Below are 18,264 nucleotides of genomic sequence, written 5' to 3' on the forward strand. Positions count from 1 at the left end.
CACGCGCGACATGCCAGACTGTCACCCGTGTTGCGCTGGCTAACCGCAGGTGAATCGCACGGACCGGCGCTCGTCGCGCTCCTCGAGGGAGTGCCCTCCGGGGTCGAGGTGACGAGCACGGATATCGGGCGCGATCTCGCGCGCCGCCGGCTGGGTTACGGCCGCGGCGCCCGGATGAAGTTCGAACAGGACGTCGTCGAGATCGTCGGCGGCATCCGGCACGGGCTCACGCTGGGCAGCCCCGTCGCGATCCGGGTGGCCAACTCCGAGTGGCCCAAGTGGGAGACCGTGATGGCGGCCGACCCGGTCGCCCCGGAAGAGCTGGCCGCGCAGGCCCGCAACGCGCCGCTGACCCGGCCGCGCCCCGGCCACGCCGACCTGGCCGGCATGCAGAAATACGCGCACACCGACGCCCGCCCGATCCTCGAACGGGCCAGCGCCCGCGAGACGGCCGCCCGCGTCGCCGTCGGCGTGGTGGCCAAAGCCATGATCAAGCAGGCGCTCGGCATCGAGATCGTTTCGCACGTCATCGAGCTCGGCTCGGTCGCCGCCAAGAGCGGACTGATCCCCACCCCGTCCGATTTCGACCGCATCGACGCCGACCCGCTGCGCTGTCTCGACCCCGAGGCCAGCGCGCGCATGGTGGCCGAGGTCGACGCGGCCAAGAGCGACGCCGACACCCTGGGCGGCATCGTCGAGGTGCTGGCCTACGGGGTGCCGCCGGGTCTGGGCTCGCACGTGCAGTGGGACCGCAAGCTCGACTCACGTCTGGCCGCGGCCCTCATGTCGATCCAGTCGGTCAAGGGCGTCGAGATCGGCGACGGCTTCACCCAGGCCCGCTCGCGCGGGTCGGTCGCCCACGACGAGATCATCCCGACCCCCGACGGCGTCAAGCGGGTCACCGACCGGGCCGGCGGGCTCGAGGGCGGCATCACCAACGGCGAGCCGCTGCGGGTGCGGGCCGCGCTCAAGCCGATCTCGTCGCTCAACCGCGCGCTGCAGACGATCGACGTCACCACCGGCGAGCCGGCCACGGCGATCAACCAGCGCTCCGACGTGGTAGCCGTGCCGGCCGGCGCGATCGTCGCCGAGGCCATGGTCGCGCTGGTGCTGGCCGAGGCCGCGGTCGAGAAGTTCGGCGGCGACTCGGTCGGCGAGATCCGCCGCAACCTGCAGGGCTACCTCGACAACCTGGTCATCCGCTGATGGCGCCGCGGGCCGTCTTCGTGGGCGCCCCCGGCGCCGGCAAGTCGACCATCGGCGCGGCGGTCGCCCAGCTGCTGGGCGTCCCGTTCGCCGACGCCGACGCGATCATCGAGGTCGAGGCGGGCAAGCCCATCCCCGAGATCTTCATCGACGACGGCGAAGAGACGTTCCGCGCCCTCGAACGGTCCGTCATTGCTTCGGCGCTGGAGGCGTACGACGGCGTGCTGGCGCTGGGCGGCGGCGCCATCCTCGACGCCGGCACCCGCGAACTGCTGCACAAGCACACGGTGGTCTACCTGTCGGTCGACCTGAGCGACGCGGTCAAGCGCGTGGGCCTGGGCGCGGGCCGCCCGCTGCTGGCCATCAACCCCCGCGCGACCCTCAAATACCTGCTCGACCAGCGCCGCCCGCTCTACTCCGAGGTGGCCACCCACATCATCAAGACCGACGGCCGCGACCCGGCCGAGATCGCCGCCGAGGCCGTCGCCCTCCTGCAGGGCTAGCCCGCGTTCGCCTCCAGGCGTTCGATCCGGGTGATCAGTGGGGCGATCTCGGCCCGTACGGCGGTGAGGATGCCGGCCAGGGCCGGGGTGCCGGGGTGATTGACCTGGCGGCTCAGGTTGGTGCGCAGGTGGGCGTAGCCGGCCAGGGCCACGCCGACCGCCCGGCGGGTGGACTTGGCGTCGGCGCCCCGGTCGCGCAGCAGCTTGCCCGCGGCGCCGTCCGGTTCGGCGGCCAAGGCGATCAGCAAGTGCTCGCAGCCCACGTAGTTGTGTCCGAAACCGATTGCCTCGCCGACCGCCTGTTCGAGGGCGATCGCGGCGTGCCGGCTGAACCGCAACCCGTCGGCCGCGCCGCCGGGCTCGCGGGCGGCGGGCGCGGTCAGCGACGTCGGCGCGATGTCCATGGCGGTCAGGATCTGCAACGCCAGGTTGTTGCCCTCGGCCAGCACGCCGTGCAGCAGGTCGCCGGTCGACACGCTCGGGGCGCCGGACTCGCGCGCCCGGTCGGTGGCCAGCTTGAGCACGGTGACGAGCCGGGCCGTGAAGGTAGAGAGCCGATCGGACAGATCACCCTCCGAGAGGTCGTCGAGGATGGCCGCCCGGATCGTGGTCACCCGCTGGACCGCCTGTTCCAGAGCGCGCTGGCAGATCGCCGACACCGGGATGCCGCTCTCGCGGACGGACTCGGCCAGATCGTCGGGGAGGTACACGTTGATTTTCGGCATGACGTCTTTGTAACCCGTGTGGGGGTAGAAAGATATAACCCCACTAGGCCGCCGATAAGGTGTCCGCCGTGGTGACTCGAATTTCGGTGAGCGGTGACCGTCCGTACGACGTGCTGGTCGGGCGTGATCTCGCGGGCGAGTTGCCGGCGCTGATCGAGGGCGCGGCCCAGGTGGCGGTGCTGTTCTCGGCGCCGCTCCGGGCGCAGGCCGGCCTGATCGCGGAGGCGGCCGGTGTGCCGGCGCAACTGATCGAGGTGCCCGACGCCGAGCGTGGCAAGACGGTCGACGTCGCCGCCATGTGCTGGGACAAGCTCGGCGCCAACAACTTCACCCGTACGGACGTCGTGGTGGGTGTCGGCGGCGGCGCGGTGACCGACCTGGCCGGGTTCGTGGCCGCGAGCTGGCTGCGCGGAGTGCGCTGGGTGCCCTGCTCGACGTCGCTGCTCGGCATGGTCGACGCGGCGGTCGGCGGCAAGACCGGCGTCAACATCGACGCGGGCAAAAATCTGGTCGGTGCGTTCCACCCACCGGCCGGCGTGCTCTGCGACCTCGACTCGCTGGGCACCCTGCCCGCCGACGACCTGCTGGCCGGGCTGGCCGAGGTGATCAAGTGCGGCTTCATCGCCGACCCGGTGATCCTCGACCTGATCGAGGGTGACCCGGGCGCGGCGGCCGACCCCGAGAGCCCGGTGCTGCGCGAGCTGATCGAGCGGGCCATCCGGGTCAAGGCCGAGGTGGTCGGGGTCGATCTCAAGGAGTCGGGCCTGCGCGAGATCCTCAACTACGGACACACACTGGGCCACGCGATCGAGAAGCGCGAGAAGTACACCTGGAAGCACGGTTACGCCGTTTCGGTCGGCCTGATCTTCGCGGCCGCTTTGTCGCATCTGTCCGGGCGGTTGGACGAAGCCACCGCCCGCCGGCACCGGTCGGTCCTGGAGGGTGTCGGGCTTCCGGTGTCCTACGCCGCCGACGCGTGGCCCGAGCTGCTGAGCGCGATGCGGGTCGACAAGAAGGCGCGGGCGGCCACCCTGCGCTTCGTCGTGCTGGACGCCCTGGCCAAGCCCGGCATTTTCGCCGCACCCGACGAATCACTGCTCGAGCGGGCGTACGCGGAGGTGGCCCGATGATCTACGTGCTGAACGGGCCCAATCTGGGTCGCCTGGGCACGCGCGAGCCGCAGATCTACGGCGCGACGACCTTCGCCGACCTGGAACGGCTCTGCCTCGAGACCGGCAAGGAACTCGGGGTCGAGGTCGAGGTGCGCCAGACCGACGCCGAGCACGAGATGATCAAGTGGCTGCACCAGGCCGCCGACGAGGGCGCCGACGTGGTGCTCAACCCGGCCGGTTGGAGCCACTACAACATCGCGGTTCGGGACGCCGCGTCCATGCTGCGCGGACGGCTCATCGAGGTGCACATCTCCAACATTCACACACGCGAGGAATTCCGGCATCATTCGGTCATTTCGGCCGTTGCCACCGGGGTCATCGCCGGGCTCGGGGTCGACGGTTACCGCCTGGCGCTGTCTCACCTGGCCCGATTCGCCGCTGACGGCTGAACGCCGGTAAACTCGGACGGTCACCGACTCGCATCCAAAGAACACCCCGCATCCAAAGAACACAAGGCAGACAGGGTTTTCACAAGCATGGCTTCCACGAACGACCTCAAGAACGGCTTGGTGCTCAACCTCGACGGCGACCTCTGGTCCGTCGTGGAGTTCCAGCACGTCAAGCCCGGTAAGGGTGGGGCGTTCGTGCGCACCACGCTCAAGAACGTGCTGTCCGGCAAGGTCGTCGACAAGACGTTCAACGCCGGCACCAAGGTCGAGACGGCCACGGTCGACAAGCGCACGATGCAGTACCTCTACAAGGACGGCGAAGACTTCGTCTTCATGGATCTGGACACCTACGACCAGATCAACGTCCAGGGCGGCACCGTCGGCGAGAACGCCAACTACCTGCTGCCCGAGGCTGAGGCCACGGTCGCGCTGCACGAGGGCGTCCCGCTCTACATCGAGCTGCCGACCAGCGTCTTCCTCGAGGTCACCTACACCGAGCCGGGCCTGCAGGGCGACCGCTCCACCGGCGGCACCAAGCCGGCCACCGTCGAGACCGGCGCCACGGTCAACGTGCCGCTGTTCATCACCACCGGCGAAAAGATCAAGGTCGACACCCGCGACGGCCGTTACCTCGGTCGTTCCTGAGATGTCGGAAGGTCCCAAGACGCAGATGCCCGCGCGTCGCAAGGCGCGCAAACGGGCCCTCGACGTGCTCTACGAGGCCGACCTGCGCGACCTGCCGCCCCGGCAGGTGCTGGCGACCTACCTCGAGCGGATCGCCAAGCCCCACCCTGATCACCTCGAATACGCGGTCGGCCTGGTCGAGGGCGTGGCCGAGCACCTCGACCGCATCGACGAGCTGATCGCCAGCTACGCCGAGGGCTGGACGATCGACCGCATGCCCGTGATCGACCGAAACCTGTCGCGCATCGCGGTCTACGAACTGCTCTACGTCCCCGAGATCGACGACCCGGTCGCGATCACCGAGGCCGTCGAACTGGCCAAAACGATGTCGACCGACGACAGCCCCCGATTCCTCAACGGCATCCTGGGCCGAATCGCCGAGTTCGCCACGCGCTAACCACGGCTAGCTCAGAGGCTCCGACTACCTGTCGGGGCCTCTTGCGCTTTCCCATATCACCCGCACTGTCCCACACGTCAAGATCGGGTTCATCCCGTACGCGTCGTCGGCTCGGACAACCGCACTGAGGCCGAACCCGGCGTGCCGGCGGCCCGGTGCAACACCGGGCCGTAGCGCCAGCACGGGATGTTGCCGGTGGTGCGGTTGTTTACAGGGCGCGGTAGTAGCGGACGGCCGGGAGTGCGGTGAAGCCGGCCTTCTCGTAGGCGGCTCGGGCCGGGCCGTGGCCGGGATCGCCGCCGGTCGAGACGACGGCCAGGACGCAGCCGGTGTTGCGCATGTGGTCGAGGGCGTAATCGATCAGGGTCCGGGCGATGCCCCGGCGCTGGGCGGCCGGGTCGACGGCGATCATCTCGATCTCGGCGCTGTTGGGTTCGGTTGTTCCGTCGCGGTGATGGGCCACGGCCACGAAGCCGAGCGGCTGACCGTTTTCCACAGCGACCCATGTGGTTTCGGTCAGTTCGCGGCACGTTTGCTCCACCGCCTCGGCCTGGATCCGGCGCCAGTCGGGGTAGACCCGCTCGAAGACGCGGCGGCCGAGCGTCTGCTCGAAGGACGCGAAAACCGGAGCCCAGGCCCGCAGGGAGAAGTCGACTACAGCGGGTAAGTCGCCCTCGGCGAGCGGGCGGATCTCGATCGGCATGCCGGCAAGCCTGTCAGCCGTGTCCACCGGTTATTCGTGACCGTAACCGCGGGAACGGTCACGTTCCGGTCATTGATCGGCATCGTAGGGTGGGGGCCATGCCCCGCTATGCCCGCCGCTCCGCCCGCGTGCTCCTGATCGACTCCGAAGACCGGGTGTTGCTGCTGCGGTCGAAGCTTCTCTCGGAGCCGGGGTTCGCGTGGTTCACTCCGGGCGGCGGCGTGAAGTGGTGGGAACGACTGCGGTCGGCCGCGGCACGCGAGCTGCACGAGGAGGTCGGGCTCACGGTCCAGCCGAGCGAGTTGCGGGCGGTGGCGTTCACGACCGGATATGCGGATCTGTCGTTCGCCAAAGGCGTGTTCCGGGACGACTTCTTCCTGCACCGGGTGGACCGGCACGAGGTGGACACCCGCGGGCACACACCGCTGGAGCAGAAGCACTACGCGGGGTTCCGCTGGTGGTCGGCCGGGGAACTGGCGTCAACCGACGAGACCGTCTACCCGTTCCGCCTGGCCGAACTGCTCACCGAGCTCGTGGCAGGCCACCCACCGGCCAAGCCCCTCGAACTACCCTGGCACCACCCATCCTGACGGCCCCGCCGAAGTCGGTCTCACCGCCGAAGCCGATCGCGCCGCCAAGCCGACCGCACCGCGCGAGCCGATCCCGCCGCCTCGAGCCGATCCCGCCCCGAAACGACCGCGTCCCGCGAGCTGACGGGTAGCTTGCGGGTGATCGCACAGCCGAGTCCACTGCGCGCTGTGAGGACTGCGGGTTCGCTACTTGGCTGATCAGGTGGCGGTGAAAAAACTGACCGTGTGCGGCACCGCCATCACTGATCGCGCAAATTCCGGCGGCGAAGTCGATCTTCGTAGAGACGGTCACCACGATCTGTGATGTCGGCCGTCAGGTGCCGGCAGCGCGACGGCCGGCGGTCCGGGCATTGAGGCCGTGACGCAGGTGGCGGGTGGGGTCTGCGGTCGCTCGGCTTGGCTGAGAAGAGGACCAGGCGCGGCCATCGGCTGGACCACCGGCAACATCCCGTGCGGGCGCTATGGCCCGGTGTTGCACCGAGGTCGCCGGCACGCCGAGGGCCGCGTCGGTGCGGTTGTCCGAGCCGACGACTCGTACGGGATAAGTATTGGAATCCCAACGGCTCTTTCGGGAAAGCGGGAAAGCCCGCAAGAACGCGGGCTCTTCGGGAAAGCGAAAAAGCCCGCAAAGAACGCGGGCTTTTCGGGCTCGGGACTCGCGCCGATGGTGGATTCGGCGTGGTCGAGGATGGGGGATGTGGCCGGTTGGGGGCCGGCGTTGTGGTTCGGGAGAACTAGCTGGCGAAGAAGGCCCGGGGGTCGGCCACGAGAACGCCCTGCTCGGTCAGGCGCTCGATCAGGCCCGACGGCGAGATGTCGTACACAATGGCCAGCGCCCGCAGGTCGTCGGCGCGGATGGAGAGGACGCGGCCGTTGTAGTCGCCGCGCTGCTGCTGAATGGCGCGGGCGTAACGGGCGACGTAGGCGAGGTCCTCGCCGGTGGTGTCGTAGAGCTTCTCGAGGTCGAGCACGATCTTGTTGGTGGCCTCGAGCCGGACGCCGCTGCCGTCGGGCAGCAACTCCGAGACGGGCACCCGGTAGAAGTCGGCCAGCTCGGCGAGGCGCGAGACGGTGACGGCACGGTCGCCGCGCTCGTACGAGCCCACCACGACGGCCTTCCACCGGCCGTTCGACTTCTCTTCCACACCCTGCAGGGACAGGCCCTGCTGCTGCCGGATGGAGCGCAGGCGCGCACCCAGCGACTTGGCGTACTCAGACGGCATTCGGAACACTCCCACTGTGCTGGCCCGGAGGGTTCCCCTCCGCGATCGCTACGCAGCGTGACGGTACGGAGTTTGGGACCCCTGGTCAAGTGTCGGTTACCGATGAGTCGCGCCTTCGCGGGAGACTTGCCGGATTCGTCCGTCGTGTTCTCGGGTCGGGCACGTCACCATGGTCATCGTCGCTTCCGCTGGTAACGTAGCGTCAGCCATAGGGGAGGCACCCTCCGGGTGCGCTCCTGAAACTCCTTTAACGACCCGTCCCGTGAGGCGGGGAAGGGGGTCCGCGGTGGCTTTGCCACGCGCCGACGCGTCCAGCAAGATCATTTTGAGCGAGTCCGACCTGCAGCGGGTCGTCGACCGCATCGCTCATCAGATTCTCGAGAAGACCTCCGGGGCGACCGGCACCGTGCTTCTCGGAATTCCCACCCGCGGCGTGCCGCTGGCCCGCCGGCTGGCCGCCCGCATCCACGCCTTCGAGGGCATCGACGTTCCGGTCGGGTCGCTCGACATCACTCTCTACCGCGACGACCTGCGGTTGCAGGCCACCCGCGCGCTCGGCAAGACCGAGCTGCCCGGCGGGGGGATCGACGGACGGCGGGTCGTGCTGGTCGACGACGTGCTGTTCAGCGGTCGTACGGTGCGGGCCGCTCTGGACGCCCTGAAGGACGAGGGCCGGCCCAGTTCGGTGCAGCTGGCCGTGCTGGTCGACCGGGGTCACCGCGAGCTGCCGATCCGCGCCGACTACGTGGGCAAGAACATTCCGACCTCGCCGGCCGAGAGCGTGCGCGTCTCGCTGACCGAGATCGACGGCCTGGACGAGGTCAAGCTGACCGGGGAGGGCAAGTGATCAAGCATCTGCGCTCGGCCGCCGATCTGGACGCGGCCACCGCCACGCTGATCCTGGACACCGCCGGCGAGATGGCGGCGCTGGCCGGTCGTGAGGTCAAGAAGCTGCCGACGCTGCGCGGCCGTACGGTGGTCAACCTCTTCTACGAGGACTCGACGCGCACCCGGATCTCGTTCGAGGCGGCGGCCAAGCGGCTCTCGGCCGACGTCATCAACTTCTCGGCCAAGGGCTCCAGCGTGTCGAAGGGCGAGAGCCTCAAGGACACCGCGCTGACGCTGCAGGCCATGGGGGCCGACGCCGTGGTGATCCGGCACCCCGCCTCGGGCGCGCCGCACCGGCTGGCCGCGTGGGTCGACGGGTCGGTGGTCAACGCGGGCGACGGCACGCACGAGCACCCGACGCAGGCGCTGCTGGACGCGTACACGATGCGCTCCCGCCTGGGCCGGATCGAGGGGCTCAAGGTCGCGATCGTCGGCGACGTGCTGCACAGCCGGGTCGCCCGGTCGAACGTGCTGCTGCTGACCACGCTGGGGGCCGAGGTCACTTTGGTTGGCCCGCCGACGCTCATTCCGATCGACGTCGCGCCCGCGCTGTCCCCTCGGACGAAAGTGTCGTACGACCTCGATAGCGTCCTGCCCGACATGGACGTCGTGATGATGCTGAGAGTGCAGACCGAGCGCATGCAGGATTCGTACTTCCCGTCGGCCCGGGAGTACAGCCGCCGCTACGGTCTCGATCTCGCGCGCATGCGCAAGCTGCCGGAGCACGCGATCGTCATGCACCCCGGCCCGATGAACCGCGGCATGGAGATCACGCCCGAGGTGGCCGACTCGTCGCGTTCCACGATCGTCGAACAGGTCGCCAACGGCGTCAGCGCCCGGATGGCCGTCCTTTATCTGCTGCTTGGGGGCAAGGCATGACCTCGTATGTGCTTCGCGGTGTCTCGGTGCTCGGCGCCGCGCCGCGTGATCTCGCCATCGTGGACGGACGCATCTCCGGCGAGGCGCCGGCCGATGCCGAGGTCGTCGACGCGGCCGGGCTGGTGGCGCTGCCGGGCCTGGTCGACCTGCACACCCACCTGCGCGAGCCCGGCCGCGAGGACGCCGAGACGGTCGAGACCGGCTCCCGGTCCGCCGCGCTCGGTGGCTACACGGCGGTTTTCGCCATGGCCAACACGTCGCCGGTGGCCGACACCGCGGGCGTGGTCGAGCAGGTCTGGCGCCTGGGCCGCGAGGCCGGGCTGGTCGACGTGCAGCCGATCGGCGCGGTCACCGTGGGCCTGGCCGGCAAGCAACTGGCCGAGCTGGGCGCGATGGCCACCTCGGCGGCCAACGTGCGGATCTTCTCGGACGATGGGCATTGCGTCGCCGACCCGCGGCTGATGCGCCGCGCGCTCGAGTACGTGAAGGCGTTCGACGGCATCATCGCCCAGCACGCCGAGGAGCCGCGGCTCACCGAGGGCGCGCAGATGCACGAGGGCGAGGTCAGCACCCGGCTCGGGCTCACCGGCTGGCCGGCCGTCGCCGAGGAGGCGATCATCGCGCGCGACGTGCTGCTGGCCGAGCACGTGGGCAGCCGCCTGCACGTCTGCCACGTCTCCACGGCCGGCTCGGTCGAGGTGCTGCGCCAGGCCAAGGCCCGCGGCGTGCGGGTGACGGCCGAGGTCACGCCGCATCACCTGCTGCTGACCGACGAGCTGGCCGCCTCCTACGACCCGGTCTACAAGGTCAACCCACCGTTGCGTACGGCCTCCGATGTCCAGGCCCTGCGCGCCGCGCTGGTCGAGGGCGTGATCGACATCGTCGCCACCGACCACGCGCCGCACGCCGTGGAGGACAAGGAGTGCGAATGGGCGTACGCCCGGCCGGGCATGGTGGGTCTGGAGACCGCCCTGCCGGTGGTGCTCTCGGTGCTGGGCGAGCGCTGGGATCTGATCGCCGAGCGCATGTCACGGACGCCCGCGCGGATCGCGGGCCTGACCGGCCACGGCACCGACCTGAGCGTCGGCGACCCGGCCAACCTGACGCTGGTGGACCCGTCCGCCCGGCGGGTCGTCGACCCGTCCGAGCTGGCGAGCCGCAGCCGCAACACACCGTACGCGGGCACCACCCTGCCGGGTCGCATCGTCGCGACCTTCCTCCGGGGAGAGCCGACGGTCCTGGATGGGAAGGCTGTTAAGTAAATGAGTAAAGCGATCCTCGTACTCGAGGACGGGCGGACGTTCGTGGGCGAGGCCTACGGCGCGCTGGGCGAGACGTTCGGCGAGGCCGTCTTCACCACCGGCATGACCGGCTATCAGGAGACGCTGACCGACCCGTCGTTCCACCGGCAGGTCGTCGTGCAGACCGCGCCGCAGATCGGCAACACCGGCGTCAACGACGAGGACGACGAGTCCGCCAAGATCTGGGTCGCGGGCTACGTCGTACGGGACCCGGCCCGTCGCCCCTCGAACTGGCGCTCGACCGGCGACCTCGGGGAACGGCTGGCGGCCGAGGGTGTCGTCGGCATCAGCGGCATCGACACGCGGGCGCTGACCCGTCACCTCCGGTCGCGCGGCGCGATGCGGGTCGGCATCTCGTCGGTCGACCTCGACCCGCAGTCGCTGCTGGCGCGGGTGCAGTCCGCACCGCAGATGGTCGGCGCGGACCTTTCGGCCGAGGTCACCACCTCGTCCCGCTACACGGTCGAGGCCGTCGGCGAGCACCGCTACACGGTCGCCGCGCTCGATCTCGGCATCAAGCGGAACGTCTCGCGCCGGCTCGCCGCCCGGGGCGTGACGACCCACATCTTCCCGGCCACCGCCTCGGTCGAGGAACTGCTGTCGGTGTCGCCCGACGCTGTCTTCCTCTCACCCGGCCCGGGCGACCCGGCCACCGCCGACGGGCCGGTCACGCTGGCCCGCGAGGTCCTGCGCCGCCGGACGCCGCTGTTCGGCATCTGCTTCGGCAGCCAGATCCTGGGCCGCGCGCTCGGCTTCGGCACCTACAAGCTGGGGTACGGCCACCGGGGCATCAATCAGCCGGTGCTCGACAAGACCACCGGCAAGGTCGAGGTGACCAGCCACAACCACGGCTTCGCGGTCGACGCGCCGCTCAACTCCGTGATCGACACCGACTTCGGCGGCGTCGAGGTCTCGCACGTCTGCCTCAACGACAACGTGGTCGAGGGCCTGCGGGGGCTCGAGGTTCCCGCGTTCACCGTCCAGTACCACCCCGAGGCCGCCGCCGGCCCGCACGACGCCGACTACCTCTTTGACCGGTTCGTCGAGCTTGTGGAAAAGAAGGGCTGATCATGCCGAAGCGTGAAGATCTCAAGCACGTCATGGTGATCGGCTCGGGCCCGATCGTCATCGGCCAGGCCTGCGAGTTCGACTACTCGGGCACCCAGGCGTGCCGGGTGCTGCGGGCCGAGGGCATCCGTGTCTCGCTGGTCAACTCGAACCCGGCCACGATCATGACCGATCCCGAGTTCGCCGACGCCACGTACGTCGAGCCGATCACCCCGGAGTTCGTCGAGCTGGTCATCGCCAAGGAGCGCCCCGACGCGATCCTGCCCACGCTGGGCGGCCAGACCGCGCTCAACACCGCGGTCGCGCTGCACGAGAGCGGCGTCCTGGAGAAGTACGGCGTCGAGCTGATCGGCGCCAACATCGACGCGATCCGCCGCGGCGAGGACCGGCAGCTGTTCAAGGACATCGTGGCCAAGGCCGGCGGCGACACCCCGCGCTCGCGTGTCTGCCACTCGATGGACGAGGTGCGGGCGACGGTAGGCGAGCTGGGCCTGCCCGTCGTCATCCGGCCGTCGTTCACCATGGGCGGCCTCGGTTCCGGCATGGCCCACACCGATGAGGACCTCGACCGCATCGCGGGCGCCGGCCTGGCCGCCTCCCCGGTGCACGAGGTGCTCATCGAGGAGAGCGTGCTCGGCTGGAAGGAGTACGAGCTCGAGCTGATGCGCGACAAGAACGACAACGTCGTGGTCGTCTGCTCGATCGAGAACGTCGACCCGATGGGCGTGCACACCGGCGACTCGGTGACCGTGGCCCCGGCCATGACCCTGACCGACCGGGAGTATCAGAGCCTGCGCGACCTCGGCATCGCCGTGCTGCGCGAGGTCGGCGTGGACACCGGCGGCTGCAACATCCAGTTCGCCATCAACCCGGACAACGGCCGGCTCGTCGTGATCGAGATGAACCCGCGCGTGTCCCGTTCGTCGGCGCTGGCCTCCAAGGCGACCGGCTTCCCGATCGCGAAGATCGCAGCCAAGCTCGCCATCGGATACACGCTGGACGAGATCCCGAACGACATCACCCTCAAGACGCCGGCCGCCTTCGAGCCCGCGCTCGACTACGTGGTCGTGAAGATCCCGCGGTTCGCGTTCGAGAAGTTCCCGGGCGCCGACCCCGAGCTGACCACCACGATGAAGTCGGTCGGCGAGGCGATGTCGCTGGGCCGCAACTTCGCCGAGGCGCTGAACAAGGCGATGCGGTCGATGGAGACCTCGGCGGCGGGCTTCTGGACCACCGCCGACAAGTCGGACTCGGTCGACGATGCTCTGGCCGCGCTGCGCATCCCGCACGACGGCCGCCTCTACACGGTTGAGCGGGCGCTGCGGCTCGGCGCCACCGTCGAGCAGGTGCACGAGGCCAGCGGCCGGATCGACCCCTGGTTCCTCGACGAGATCAAGGCGCTGGTCGATCTGCGGACGGAGATCTCCGACGCGCCGGTGCTCGACGCGGAACTGCTGCGCCGGGCCAAGCGGTCGGGCCTGTCCGACAAGCAGCTGGCTGCCCTGCGGCCCGAGTTCGCCGGCGAGGACGGCGTGCGTTCGCTGCGGCACCGGCTGGGCATCCGCCCGGTCTACAAGACCGTCGACACCTGCGCGGCCGAGTTCGAGGCGGACACCCCGTACCACTACTCGACCTACGACGAGGAGACCGAGGTCGCGCCGTCGGCCCGGCCCAAGGTGCTCATCCTCGGCTCCGGCCCGAACCGGATCGGCCAGGGCATCGAGTTCGACTACTCCTGCGTGCACGCCGTGATGGCGCTCCGGGGGGTCGACTTCGAGACCGTGATGGTCAACTGCAACCCCGAGACGGTCTCGACCGACTACGACACCGCCGACCGGCTGTACTTCGAGCCGCTGACCTTCGAGGACGTCTTCGAGGTCTTCCACTCCGAGGACTCCAGCGGCAAGGCGGCCGGCGGCCCCGGTGTGGTCGGCGTGATCGTCCAGCTCGGTGGTCAGACCCCGCTCGGCCTGGCCAACCGGCTCAAGGCCGCGGGCGTCCCGATCGTCGGCACCTCGCCCGAGTCGATCGACCTGGCCGAGGACCGCGGGCTGTTCGGCGCGGTGCTGGCCAAGGCCGGCCTGCGCTCGCCCGACCACGGCACCGCCACCAGCTTCGACGAGGCCAAGGCGATCGCCGACACGATCGGCTACCCGGTGCTGGTCCGCCCGTCGTACGTGCTCGGCGGCCGCGGCATGGAGATCGTCTACGACGAGCCGACGCTGAAGGGCTACATCGAGCGGGCCACCGAGATCTCGCCCAACCACCCGGTGCTGGTCGACCGGTTCCTCGACGACGCGATCGAGATCGACGTGGACGCGCTCTGCGACGAGACCGGCGAGGTCTACCTGGGCGGCGTGATGGAGCACATCGAGGAGGCCGGCATCCACTCCGGCGACTCGTCCTGCTCGCTGCCCCCGATCACCCTGGCGGGCTCGCACCTGGCCGAGGTGCGCCGCTACACCGAGGCCATCGCCCGCGGCGTCGGGGTGCGTGGCCTGCTCAACGTGCAGTACGCCCTCAAGGACGACGCGCTCTACGTGCTCGAGGCCAACCCGCGCGCGTCCCGGACCGTCCCGTTCGTCTCCAAGGCGACGGCCGTCCCGCTGGCCAAGGCGGCCGCCCGGATCATGCTGGGCGCGACCATCGCCGAGCTGCGGGCCGAGGGTCTGCTGCTGCCCGAGGGCGATGGCGGCACGACGCCCGAGGGCGCGCCGATCGCGATCAAGGAGGCGGTGCTGCCCTTCAAGCGGTTCCGCACCCCGGCCGGCCAGGGCGTGGACAGCCTGCTCGGCCCCGAGATGAAGTCGACCGGCGAGGTGATGGGCATCGACGCCGGCTTCGGTCAGGCGTTCGCCAAGTCGCAGGCCGCGGCGTACGGGTCGCTCCCGACCGCCGGCAAGATCTTCGTCTCGGTGGCCAACCGCGACAAGCGGGCCATGGTGTTCCCGATCAAGCGGCTGGCCGACCTCGGCTTCACGATCGTCACCACGGCCGGCACCGGCGAGGTGCTGCGCCGCTACGGCGTGGTCTGCGAGATCGTCCCCAAGCACTTCGAGAGCCCGGGCAAGAACGCGGTCGAGCTCATCCTGGCCGGCGAGATCGCGATGATCATCAACACGCCGCAGGGTTCGGGGGCCCGGGCCCGTTCGGACGGCTACGAGATCCGCAGCGCTGCGGTCACCGCCGACATCCCGAGCATCACCACGGTGCCGGGCGCGGCCGCCGCGGTCATGGGCATCGAGGCGCTGATGCGCGGCGACATGACCGTGCGCCCGCTGCAGGAGCTGCACGCCGCCCTGCGGGGCAAGAAGTGACCTTGTTCGAGTCCGCCGTTCGCCCGGTCCTGTTCCGGGTGGGCGGCGGCGACGCCGAGAAGGCGCACGAGTTCACCCTCAAGCGCCTGGCCGCGTTGCCCGCTCCGGTCCGGGCGGCCATGCGGTCCCGATACGCCACGGCCAGGCCGGTCGAGGCGTTCGGCGTGAAGTTCCCCAACCCGGTCGGGCTGGCCGCCGGCATGGACAAGAACGGCGTCGCGCTGCCGGCCTGGCCCGCCCTCGGGTTCGGCTTCGTCGAGGTCGGCACGGTCACCGCGCACGCGCAGCCGGGCAACGACAAGCCGCGCCTGTTCCGGCTGCGCGACAGCCAGGCGATCATCAACCGGATGGGCTTCAACAACGCCGGGGCGGCCGCGCTGGCCGCACGCCTGCGAGCCCTGGGCCCGATCGGGGTGCCGCTGGGCGTCTCGCTCGGCAAGTCCAAGGTCACCCCGCTCGACGCGGCGGTCGAGGACTACCTGACCTCGTATCGGTTGCTGCACCCGTACGCGGACTACATCGCGGTCAATGTCTCCTCGCCCAACACGCCGGGGCTGCGAACGCTGCAGGACAAGAACGCCATCGCCGATCTTCTCGGGGCGTTGCGCGGCGAGACCCCCGTCCTGGTGAAAATCGCCCCCGATCTCACCGAGCCGGCCATCGCCGAACTGCTCGAGGTGTGCCTCAGCCACGGCGCGGCCGGGGTCATCGCGACCAACACGACCCTGGCCCGCGAGGGTCTGGCCGCCGCCGACCAGCCGCGGGCCACCGAGGCGGGCGGGCTCTCCGGGGCGCCGCTGACCGAGAAGGCCCGCAAGGTCGTCCACTTCGTCCACACCGAGACCGACGGGCGGCTGCCGATCATCGGGGTCGGCGGGGTGATGAGCGCCGACGACGCGTCACGCCTGTTCGACGCCGGGGCCACGCTGGTCCAGCTCTACAGCGGGTTCATCTATCGCGGGCCGGCGCTGGTGCGGGCGGTGGCACGGGCCGCCTCGATATGACGGACGACCTGCTCGCTCTCGATCGGGCGCACGTCTGGCACCCGTACGGGCCGATGCCGGGACGCAGCGAGCCGTACCTGGTCGAGAGCGCGCAGGGCGTACGGCTGCGGCTGTCCGGCGGCCGTGAGGTGGTCGACGGGATGTCGTCGTGGTGGGCGGCCATCCACGGCTATCGCCACCCGGTGCTCGACGCCGCGCTGGTCGAGCAGTCGCAGCGGATGAGCCACGTGATGTTCGGCGGGCTCACCCACGAGCCCGCCATCCGGCTCGCCACCACGCTCGTCGACCTCGCGCCGGACGGGCTCGAGCACGTCTTCCTGTGCGACTCGGGCTCGGTCGGGGTCGAGGTGGCGATCAAGATGGCATTGCAGGCGCAGCTCGCTCTCGGGCGGCCCGGCCGGCGCAAGCTCGCGACCTGGCGCGGCGGTTACCACGGTGACACGTTCCATCCGATGAGCGTCTGCGACCCGGTCGGCGGCATGCATTCGCTGTGGACCGGGGTGCTGCCACCACAGATTTTCGCGCCACCGCCGCCGGCTCTCTATGACTCCGGTTACGCGGCGGCCCTGATCGACATGGTCGAGCGGCACGCCGGCGAGATCGCCGCTGTGATCGTCGAGCCGGTCGTGCAGGGCGCCGGGGGCATGCGGTTCCACGACCCGGCATATCTGCGCGTCCTGCGCGACGTGACGGCCGCGCACGGCATCTTCCTGATCTTCGATGAGATCGCGACCGGCTTCGGGCGTACGGGCCGGATGTTCGCGGCTTCCTGGGCGGACGTGTCGCCCGACATCATGTGCGTCGGCAAGGCGCTCACGGGTGGCTATCTGACGCTGGCCGCGACGCTGTGCACGCCCGAGGTGGCGGCGGCGATCTCGGCCGGGGAGGCCGGCGGGCTCGCGCACGGGCCGACCTTCATGGGCAACCCGCTGGCCTGCGCGGTGGCCAACGCCTCGCTGAACCTCCTGCGGTCCGGTGACACGGCCTCCCGCGTACGGGTGATCGAAAGCGGTCTTCGCGCGGGGCTGGAGCCGCTGCGCGAGGCGCCCGGGGTCGCCGACGTGCGGGTCCTGGGCGCGATCGGGGTCGTCCAGCTGGACCATCCGGTCGACATGGCCCGGGCGACCGCCGCGGCCGTCGGGGCGGGTGTGTGGCTGCGCCCGTTCCGCGACCTGATCTACACGATGCCGCCGTACGTGACGGCTCCGGAGGACGTCGCCCTGATCGCCTCCGGGATCGCCGCCGCGGTGGCGGCAACCTGACTGACCACTTGACTGCGACACGAAAGAGGGAGCCGCTATGGAGACCTTCGGCAAGCGCCTCACGGAGGCCACGGAAAAGCGGGGCCGGCTCTGTGTCGGCATCGATCCGCACGCCGCCCTGCTGACCAGGTGGGGGCTCTCGGACGACATCGCCGGCCTGGAACGTTTCGCCCGTACGGTGGTCGAGGCCCTGGCCGATCGGGTGGCCGTGCTCAAGCCGCAGTCCGCGTTTTTCGAGAGATTTGGGTCACGTGGCATCGGAATTCTTGAGTCAACTATCCGACAGTGCCGCGAGGCCGGTGCGCTGGTTCTTCTCGACGTGAAGCGGGGTGACATCGGCTCGACGATGGCCGCGTACGCGAACGCCTACCTGGATCCAGCGAGTTCGCTGTGTGCCGACGCGATTACTGTGAGTCCCTACCTCGGAGTGGGCTCGTTGCAGCCGGCGTTCGACGTCGCGGCGGCCAACGGCGGCGGAGTGTTTGTCCTGGCCCTGACGTCCAATCCGGAGGGACCGACCGTCCAGCATGCTGTCGCTGCCGGCCAGAAGACCGTGGCGCAGACCGTGATTGACGAGATTTCCCAGCTCAACGCGGGTGCGGAGCCTCTCGGAAGCCACGGGCTGGTAATCGGAGCGACGATCGGCGATACCGGCCACGATCTGTCCCGAGTGAACGGTCCGCTGCTCGCTCCGGGGCTCGGCGCGCAGGGCGCGACCCCTTCCGACCTGCGATCCGTCTTCGGCGAAAGCCTGCGCAACGTGCTGCCGTCGTACTCACGGGAAGTCCTCGCGGCGGGACCCGGCGTGGTCGAACTGCGGGCCGCCGCGGAGCGCGCCGTGGCGGAGTGTGAGACCGCTCTCGGGTGAAACGCGCCTGCTTATCAGGCCGCCGGACAGCCGGGTCAGGGGTACCCCCACGTTGCCGAAAGCGCCGTTGACCGCTAGTTTTCCC

The 18,264-nt window shown here is 70.0% G+C and carries 18 protein-coding genes; 15 read left to right on the forward strand and 3 right to left on the reverse strand.

Going from position 1 to position 18,264, the window contains the following annotated elements; genetic code table 11:
- Positions 1 to 27 precede the first annotated feature (27 nt).
- A complete protein-coding gene (gene aroC, locus ACZ3I4_RS14030) occupies positions 28 to 1,206 on the forward strand; it encodes a chorismate synthase (RefSeq protein WP_465382281.1) in 1,179 nt (392 codons plus the stop codon).
- On the forward strand, positions 1,206 to 1,709 hold the full coding sequence (locus ACZ3I4_RS14035) for a shikimate kinase (protein WP_465382282.1): 504 nt from the start codon (positions 1,206 to 1,208) through the stop codon (positions 1,707 to 1,709). Before aroC ends, ACZ3I4_RS14035 begins: the two co-directional genes overlap by 1 nt.
- Here the strand turns inward: ACZ3I4_RS14035 and ACZ3I4_RS14040 are convergent.
- Positions 1,706 to 2,434, reverse strand: a complete 729-nt coding sequence (locus ACZ3I4_RS14040) for a Clp protease N-terminal domain-containing protein (RefSeq protein ID WP_465382283.1) — start codon at positions 2,432 to 2,434, stop codon at positions 1,706 to 1,708. The two genes, ACZ3I4_RS14035 and ACZ3I4_RS14040, sit on opposite strands and share 4 nt — an antisense overlap.
- Positions 2,435 to 2,502: 68 nt before the next feature.
- Between ACZ3I4_RS14040 and aroB the strand changes: the two genes are divergently transcribed.
- The 4 genes from aroB to nusB all read left to right on the forward strand — a co-directional run bounded on the left by aroB (position 2,503) and on the right by nusB (position 5,076).
- The gene (gene aroB / locus ACZ3I4_RS14045) at positions 2,503 to 3,564 is read left to right on the forward strand and encodes a 3-dehydroquinate synthase (RefSeq protein ID WP_465382284.1); all 1,062 of its coding nucleotides are present in this window, start codon (positions 2,503 to 2,505) and stop codon (positions 3,562 to 3,564) included.
- On the forward strand, positions 3,561 to 3,995 hold the full coding sequence (aroQ, locus tag ACZ3I4_RS14050; RefSeq protein ID WP_465382285.1) for a type II 3-dehydroquinate dehydratase: 435 nt from the start codon (positions 3,561 to 3,563) through the stop codon (positions 3,993 to 3,995). The genes aroB and aroQ overlap by 4 nt, the downstream gene beginning before the upstream one ends.
- An 87-nt stretch (positions 3,996 to 4,082) precedes the next feature.
- Positions 4,083 to 4,640 carry an elongation factor P gene (gene efp, locus ACZ3I4_RS14055; RefSeq protein ID WP_465382286.1) on the forward strand — a complete coding sequence of 186 codons (558 nt, stop codon included), beginning with the start codon at positions 4,083 to 4,085 and terminating at the stop codon, positions 4,638 to 4,640.
- A 25-nt stretch (positions 4,641 to 4,665) separates the two neighbouring features.
- Entirely contained in the window at positions 4,666 to 5,076 is a 411-nt protein-coding gene (gene nusB / locus ACZ3I4_RS14060) for a transcription antitermination factor NusB (protein WP_465382287.1), read from the forward strand.
- Positions 5,077 to 5,284: 208 nt separating this feature from the next.
- Here nusB and ACZ3I4_RS14065 read toward each other — a convergent pair whose 3' ends face one another.
- On the reverse strand, positions 5,285 to 5,779 hold the full coding sequence (locus ACZ3I4_RS14065; RefSeq protein ID WP_465382288.1) for a GNAT family N-acetyltransferase: 495 nt from the start codon (positions 5,777 to 5,779) through the stop codon (positions 5,285 to 5,287).
- A gap of 98 nt (positions 5,780 to 5,877) precedes the next feature.
- Here ACZ3I4_RS14065 and ACZ3I4_RS14070 point away from each other — a divergent pair, with 98 nt between their 5' ends.
- Complete coding sequence (locus ACZ3I4_RS14070; protein WP_465382289.1) at positions 5,878 to 6,369, forward strand: NUDIX hydrolase; 492 nt, start codon at positions 5,878 to 5,880, stop codon at positions 6,367 to 6,369.
- Between the two features lie 734 nt (positions 6,370 to 7,103).
- Here ACZ3I4_RS14070 and bldD read toward each other — a convergent pair.
- Positions 7,104 to 7,592, reverse strand: a complete 489-nt coding sequence (gene bldD / locus ACZ3I4_RS14075) for a transcriptional regulator BldD (protein ID WP_020517563.1) — start codon at positions 7,590 to 7,592, stop codon at positions 7,104 to 7,106.
- Between the two features lie 286 nt (positions 7,593 to 7,878).
- Between bldD and pyrR the strand changes: the two genes are divergently transcribed.
- Genes pyrR through pyrF form a run of 8 tightly spaced genes read left to right on the forward strand, consistent with a single transcriptional unit; the run spans position 7,879 to position 18,179 of the window.
- Positions 7,879 to 8,439 carry a bifunctional pyr operon transcriptional regulator/uracil phosphoribosyltransferase PyrR gene (gene pyrR, locus ACZ3I4_RS14080; RefSeq protein ID WP_465382290.1) on the forward strand — a complete coding sequence of 187 codons (561 nt, stop codon included), beginning with the start codon at positions 7,879 to 7,881 and terminating at the stop codon, positions 8,437 to 8,439.
- Entirely contained in the window at positions 8,436 to 9,359 is a 924-nt protein-coding gene (locus ACZ3I4_RS14085) for an aspartate carbamoyltransferase catalytic subunit (protein WP_465382291.1), read from the forward strand. The genes pyrR and ACZ3I4_RS14085 overlap by 4 nt, the downstream gene beginning before the upstream one ends.
- Positions 9,356 to 10,621: a dihydroorotase gene (locus ACZ3I4_RS14090; protein ID WP_465382292.1), complete on the forward strand. Its 1,266-nt coding sequence runs from the start codon at positions 9,356 to 9,358 to the stop codon at positions 10,619 to 10,621. The genes ACZ3I4_RS14085 and ACZ3I4_RS14090 overlap by 4 nt, the downstream gene beginning before the upstream one ends.
- The gene (gene carA, locus ACZ3I4_RS14095; protein ID WP_465382293.1) at positions 10,622 to 11,728 is read left to right on the forward strand and encodes a glutamine-hydrolyzing carbamoyl-phosphate synthase small subunit; all 1,107 of its coding nucleotides are present in this window, start codon (positions 10,622 to 10,624) and stop codon (positions 11,726 to 11,728) included.
- 2 nt (positions 11,729 to 11,730) lie between these two features.
- On the forward strand, positions 11,731 to 15,045 hold the full coding sequence (gene carB, locus ACZ3I4_RS14100; protein ID WP_465382294.1) for a carbamoyl-phosphate synthase large subunit: 3,315 nt from the start codon (positions 11,731 to 11,733) through the stop codon (positions 15,043 to 15,045).
- Positions 15,042 to 16,049, forward strand: coding sequence for a quinone-dependent dihydroorotate dehydrogenase (locus tag ACZ3I4_RS14105; protein WP_465382295.1), 1,008 nt, complete (start codon positions 15,042 to 15,044; stop codon positions 16,047 to 16,049). The genes carB and ACZ3I4_RS14105 overlap by 4 nt, the downstream gene beginning before the upstream one ends.
- Positions 16,046 to 17,311 (forward strand): adenosylmethionine--8-amino-7-oxononanoate transaminase, encoded by a 1,266-nt coding sequence (locus ACZ3I4_RS14110; protein WP_465382296.1) that lies wholly within the window; start codon positions 16,046 to 16,048, stop codon positions 17,309 to 17,311. Before ACZ3I4_RS14105 ends, ACZ3I4_RS14110 begins: the two co-directional genes overlap by 4 nt.
- 37 nt (positions 17,312 to 17,348) lie before the next feature.
- Positions 17,349 to 18,179: an orotidine-5'-phosphate decarboxylase gene (gene pyrF, locus ACZ3I4_RS14115; RefSeq protein ID WP_465382297.1), complete on the forward strand. Its 831-nt coding sequence runs from the start codon at positions 17,349 to 17,351 to the stop codon at positions 18,177 to 18,179.
- Positions 18,180 to 18,264: the final 85 nt, after the last annotated feature.

The sequence above is a fragment of the Actinoplanes sp. NPDC021490 genome, assembly GCF_055562135.1.

Bases quoted from the DNA above. Each gene is read 5' to 3' on its own strand.
- ACZ3I4_RS14035 (WP_465382282.1), top strand. From the start codon at position 1,206: ATGGCGCCGCGGGCCGTCTTCGTGGGCGCCCCCGGCGCCGGCAAGTCG.
- ACZ3I4_RS14040 (WP_465382283.1), bottom strand. From the start codon at position 2,434: ATGCCGAAAATCAACGTGTACCTCCCCGACGATCTGGCCGAGTCCGTC.
- aroQ (WP_465382285.1), top strand. From the start codon at position 3,561: ATGATCTACGTGCTGAACGGGCCCAATCTGGGTCGCCTGGGCACGCGC.
- efp (WP_465382286.1), top strand. From the start codon at position 4,083: ATGGCTTCCACGAACGACCTCAAGAACGGCTTGGTGCTCAACCTCGAC.
- nusB (WP_465382287.1), top strand. From the start codon at position 4,666: ATGCCCGCGCGTCGCAAGGCGCGCAAACGGGCCCTCGACGTGCTCTAC.
- ACZ3I4_RS14065 (WP_465382288.1), bottom strand. From the start codon at position 5,779: ATGCCGATCGAGATCCGCCCGCTCGCCGAGGGCGACTTACCCGCTGTA.
- ACZ3I4_RS14070 (WP_465382289.1), top strand. From the start codon at position 5,878: ATGCCCCGCTATGCCCGCCGCTCCGCCCGCGTGCTCCTGATCGACTCC.
- bldD (WP_020517563.1), bottom strand. From the start codon at position 7,592: ATGCCGTCTGAGTACGCCAAGTCGCTGGGTGCGCGCCTGCGCTCCATC.
- ACZ3I4_RS14090 (WP_465382292.1), top strand. From the start codon at position 9,356: ATGACCTCGTATGTGCTTCGCGGTGTCTCGGTGCTCGGCGCCGCGCCG.
- carA (WP_465382293.1), top strand. From the start codon at position 10,622: ATGAGTAAAGCGATCCTCGTACTCGAGGACGGGCGGACGTTCGTGGGC.
- carB (WP_465382294.1), top strand. From the start codon at position 11,731: ATGCCGAAGCGTGAAGATCTCAAGCACGTCATGGTGATCGGCTCGGGC.
- ACZ3I4_RS14110 (WP_465382296.1), top strand. From the start codon at position 16,046: ATGACGGACGACCTGCTCGCTCTCGATCGGGCGCACGTCTGGCACCCG.
- pyrF (WP_465382297.1), top strand. From the start codon at position 17,349: ATGGAGACCTTCGGCAAGCGCCTCACGGAGGCCACGGAAAAGCGGGGC.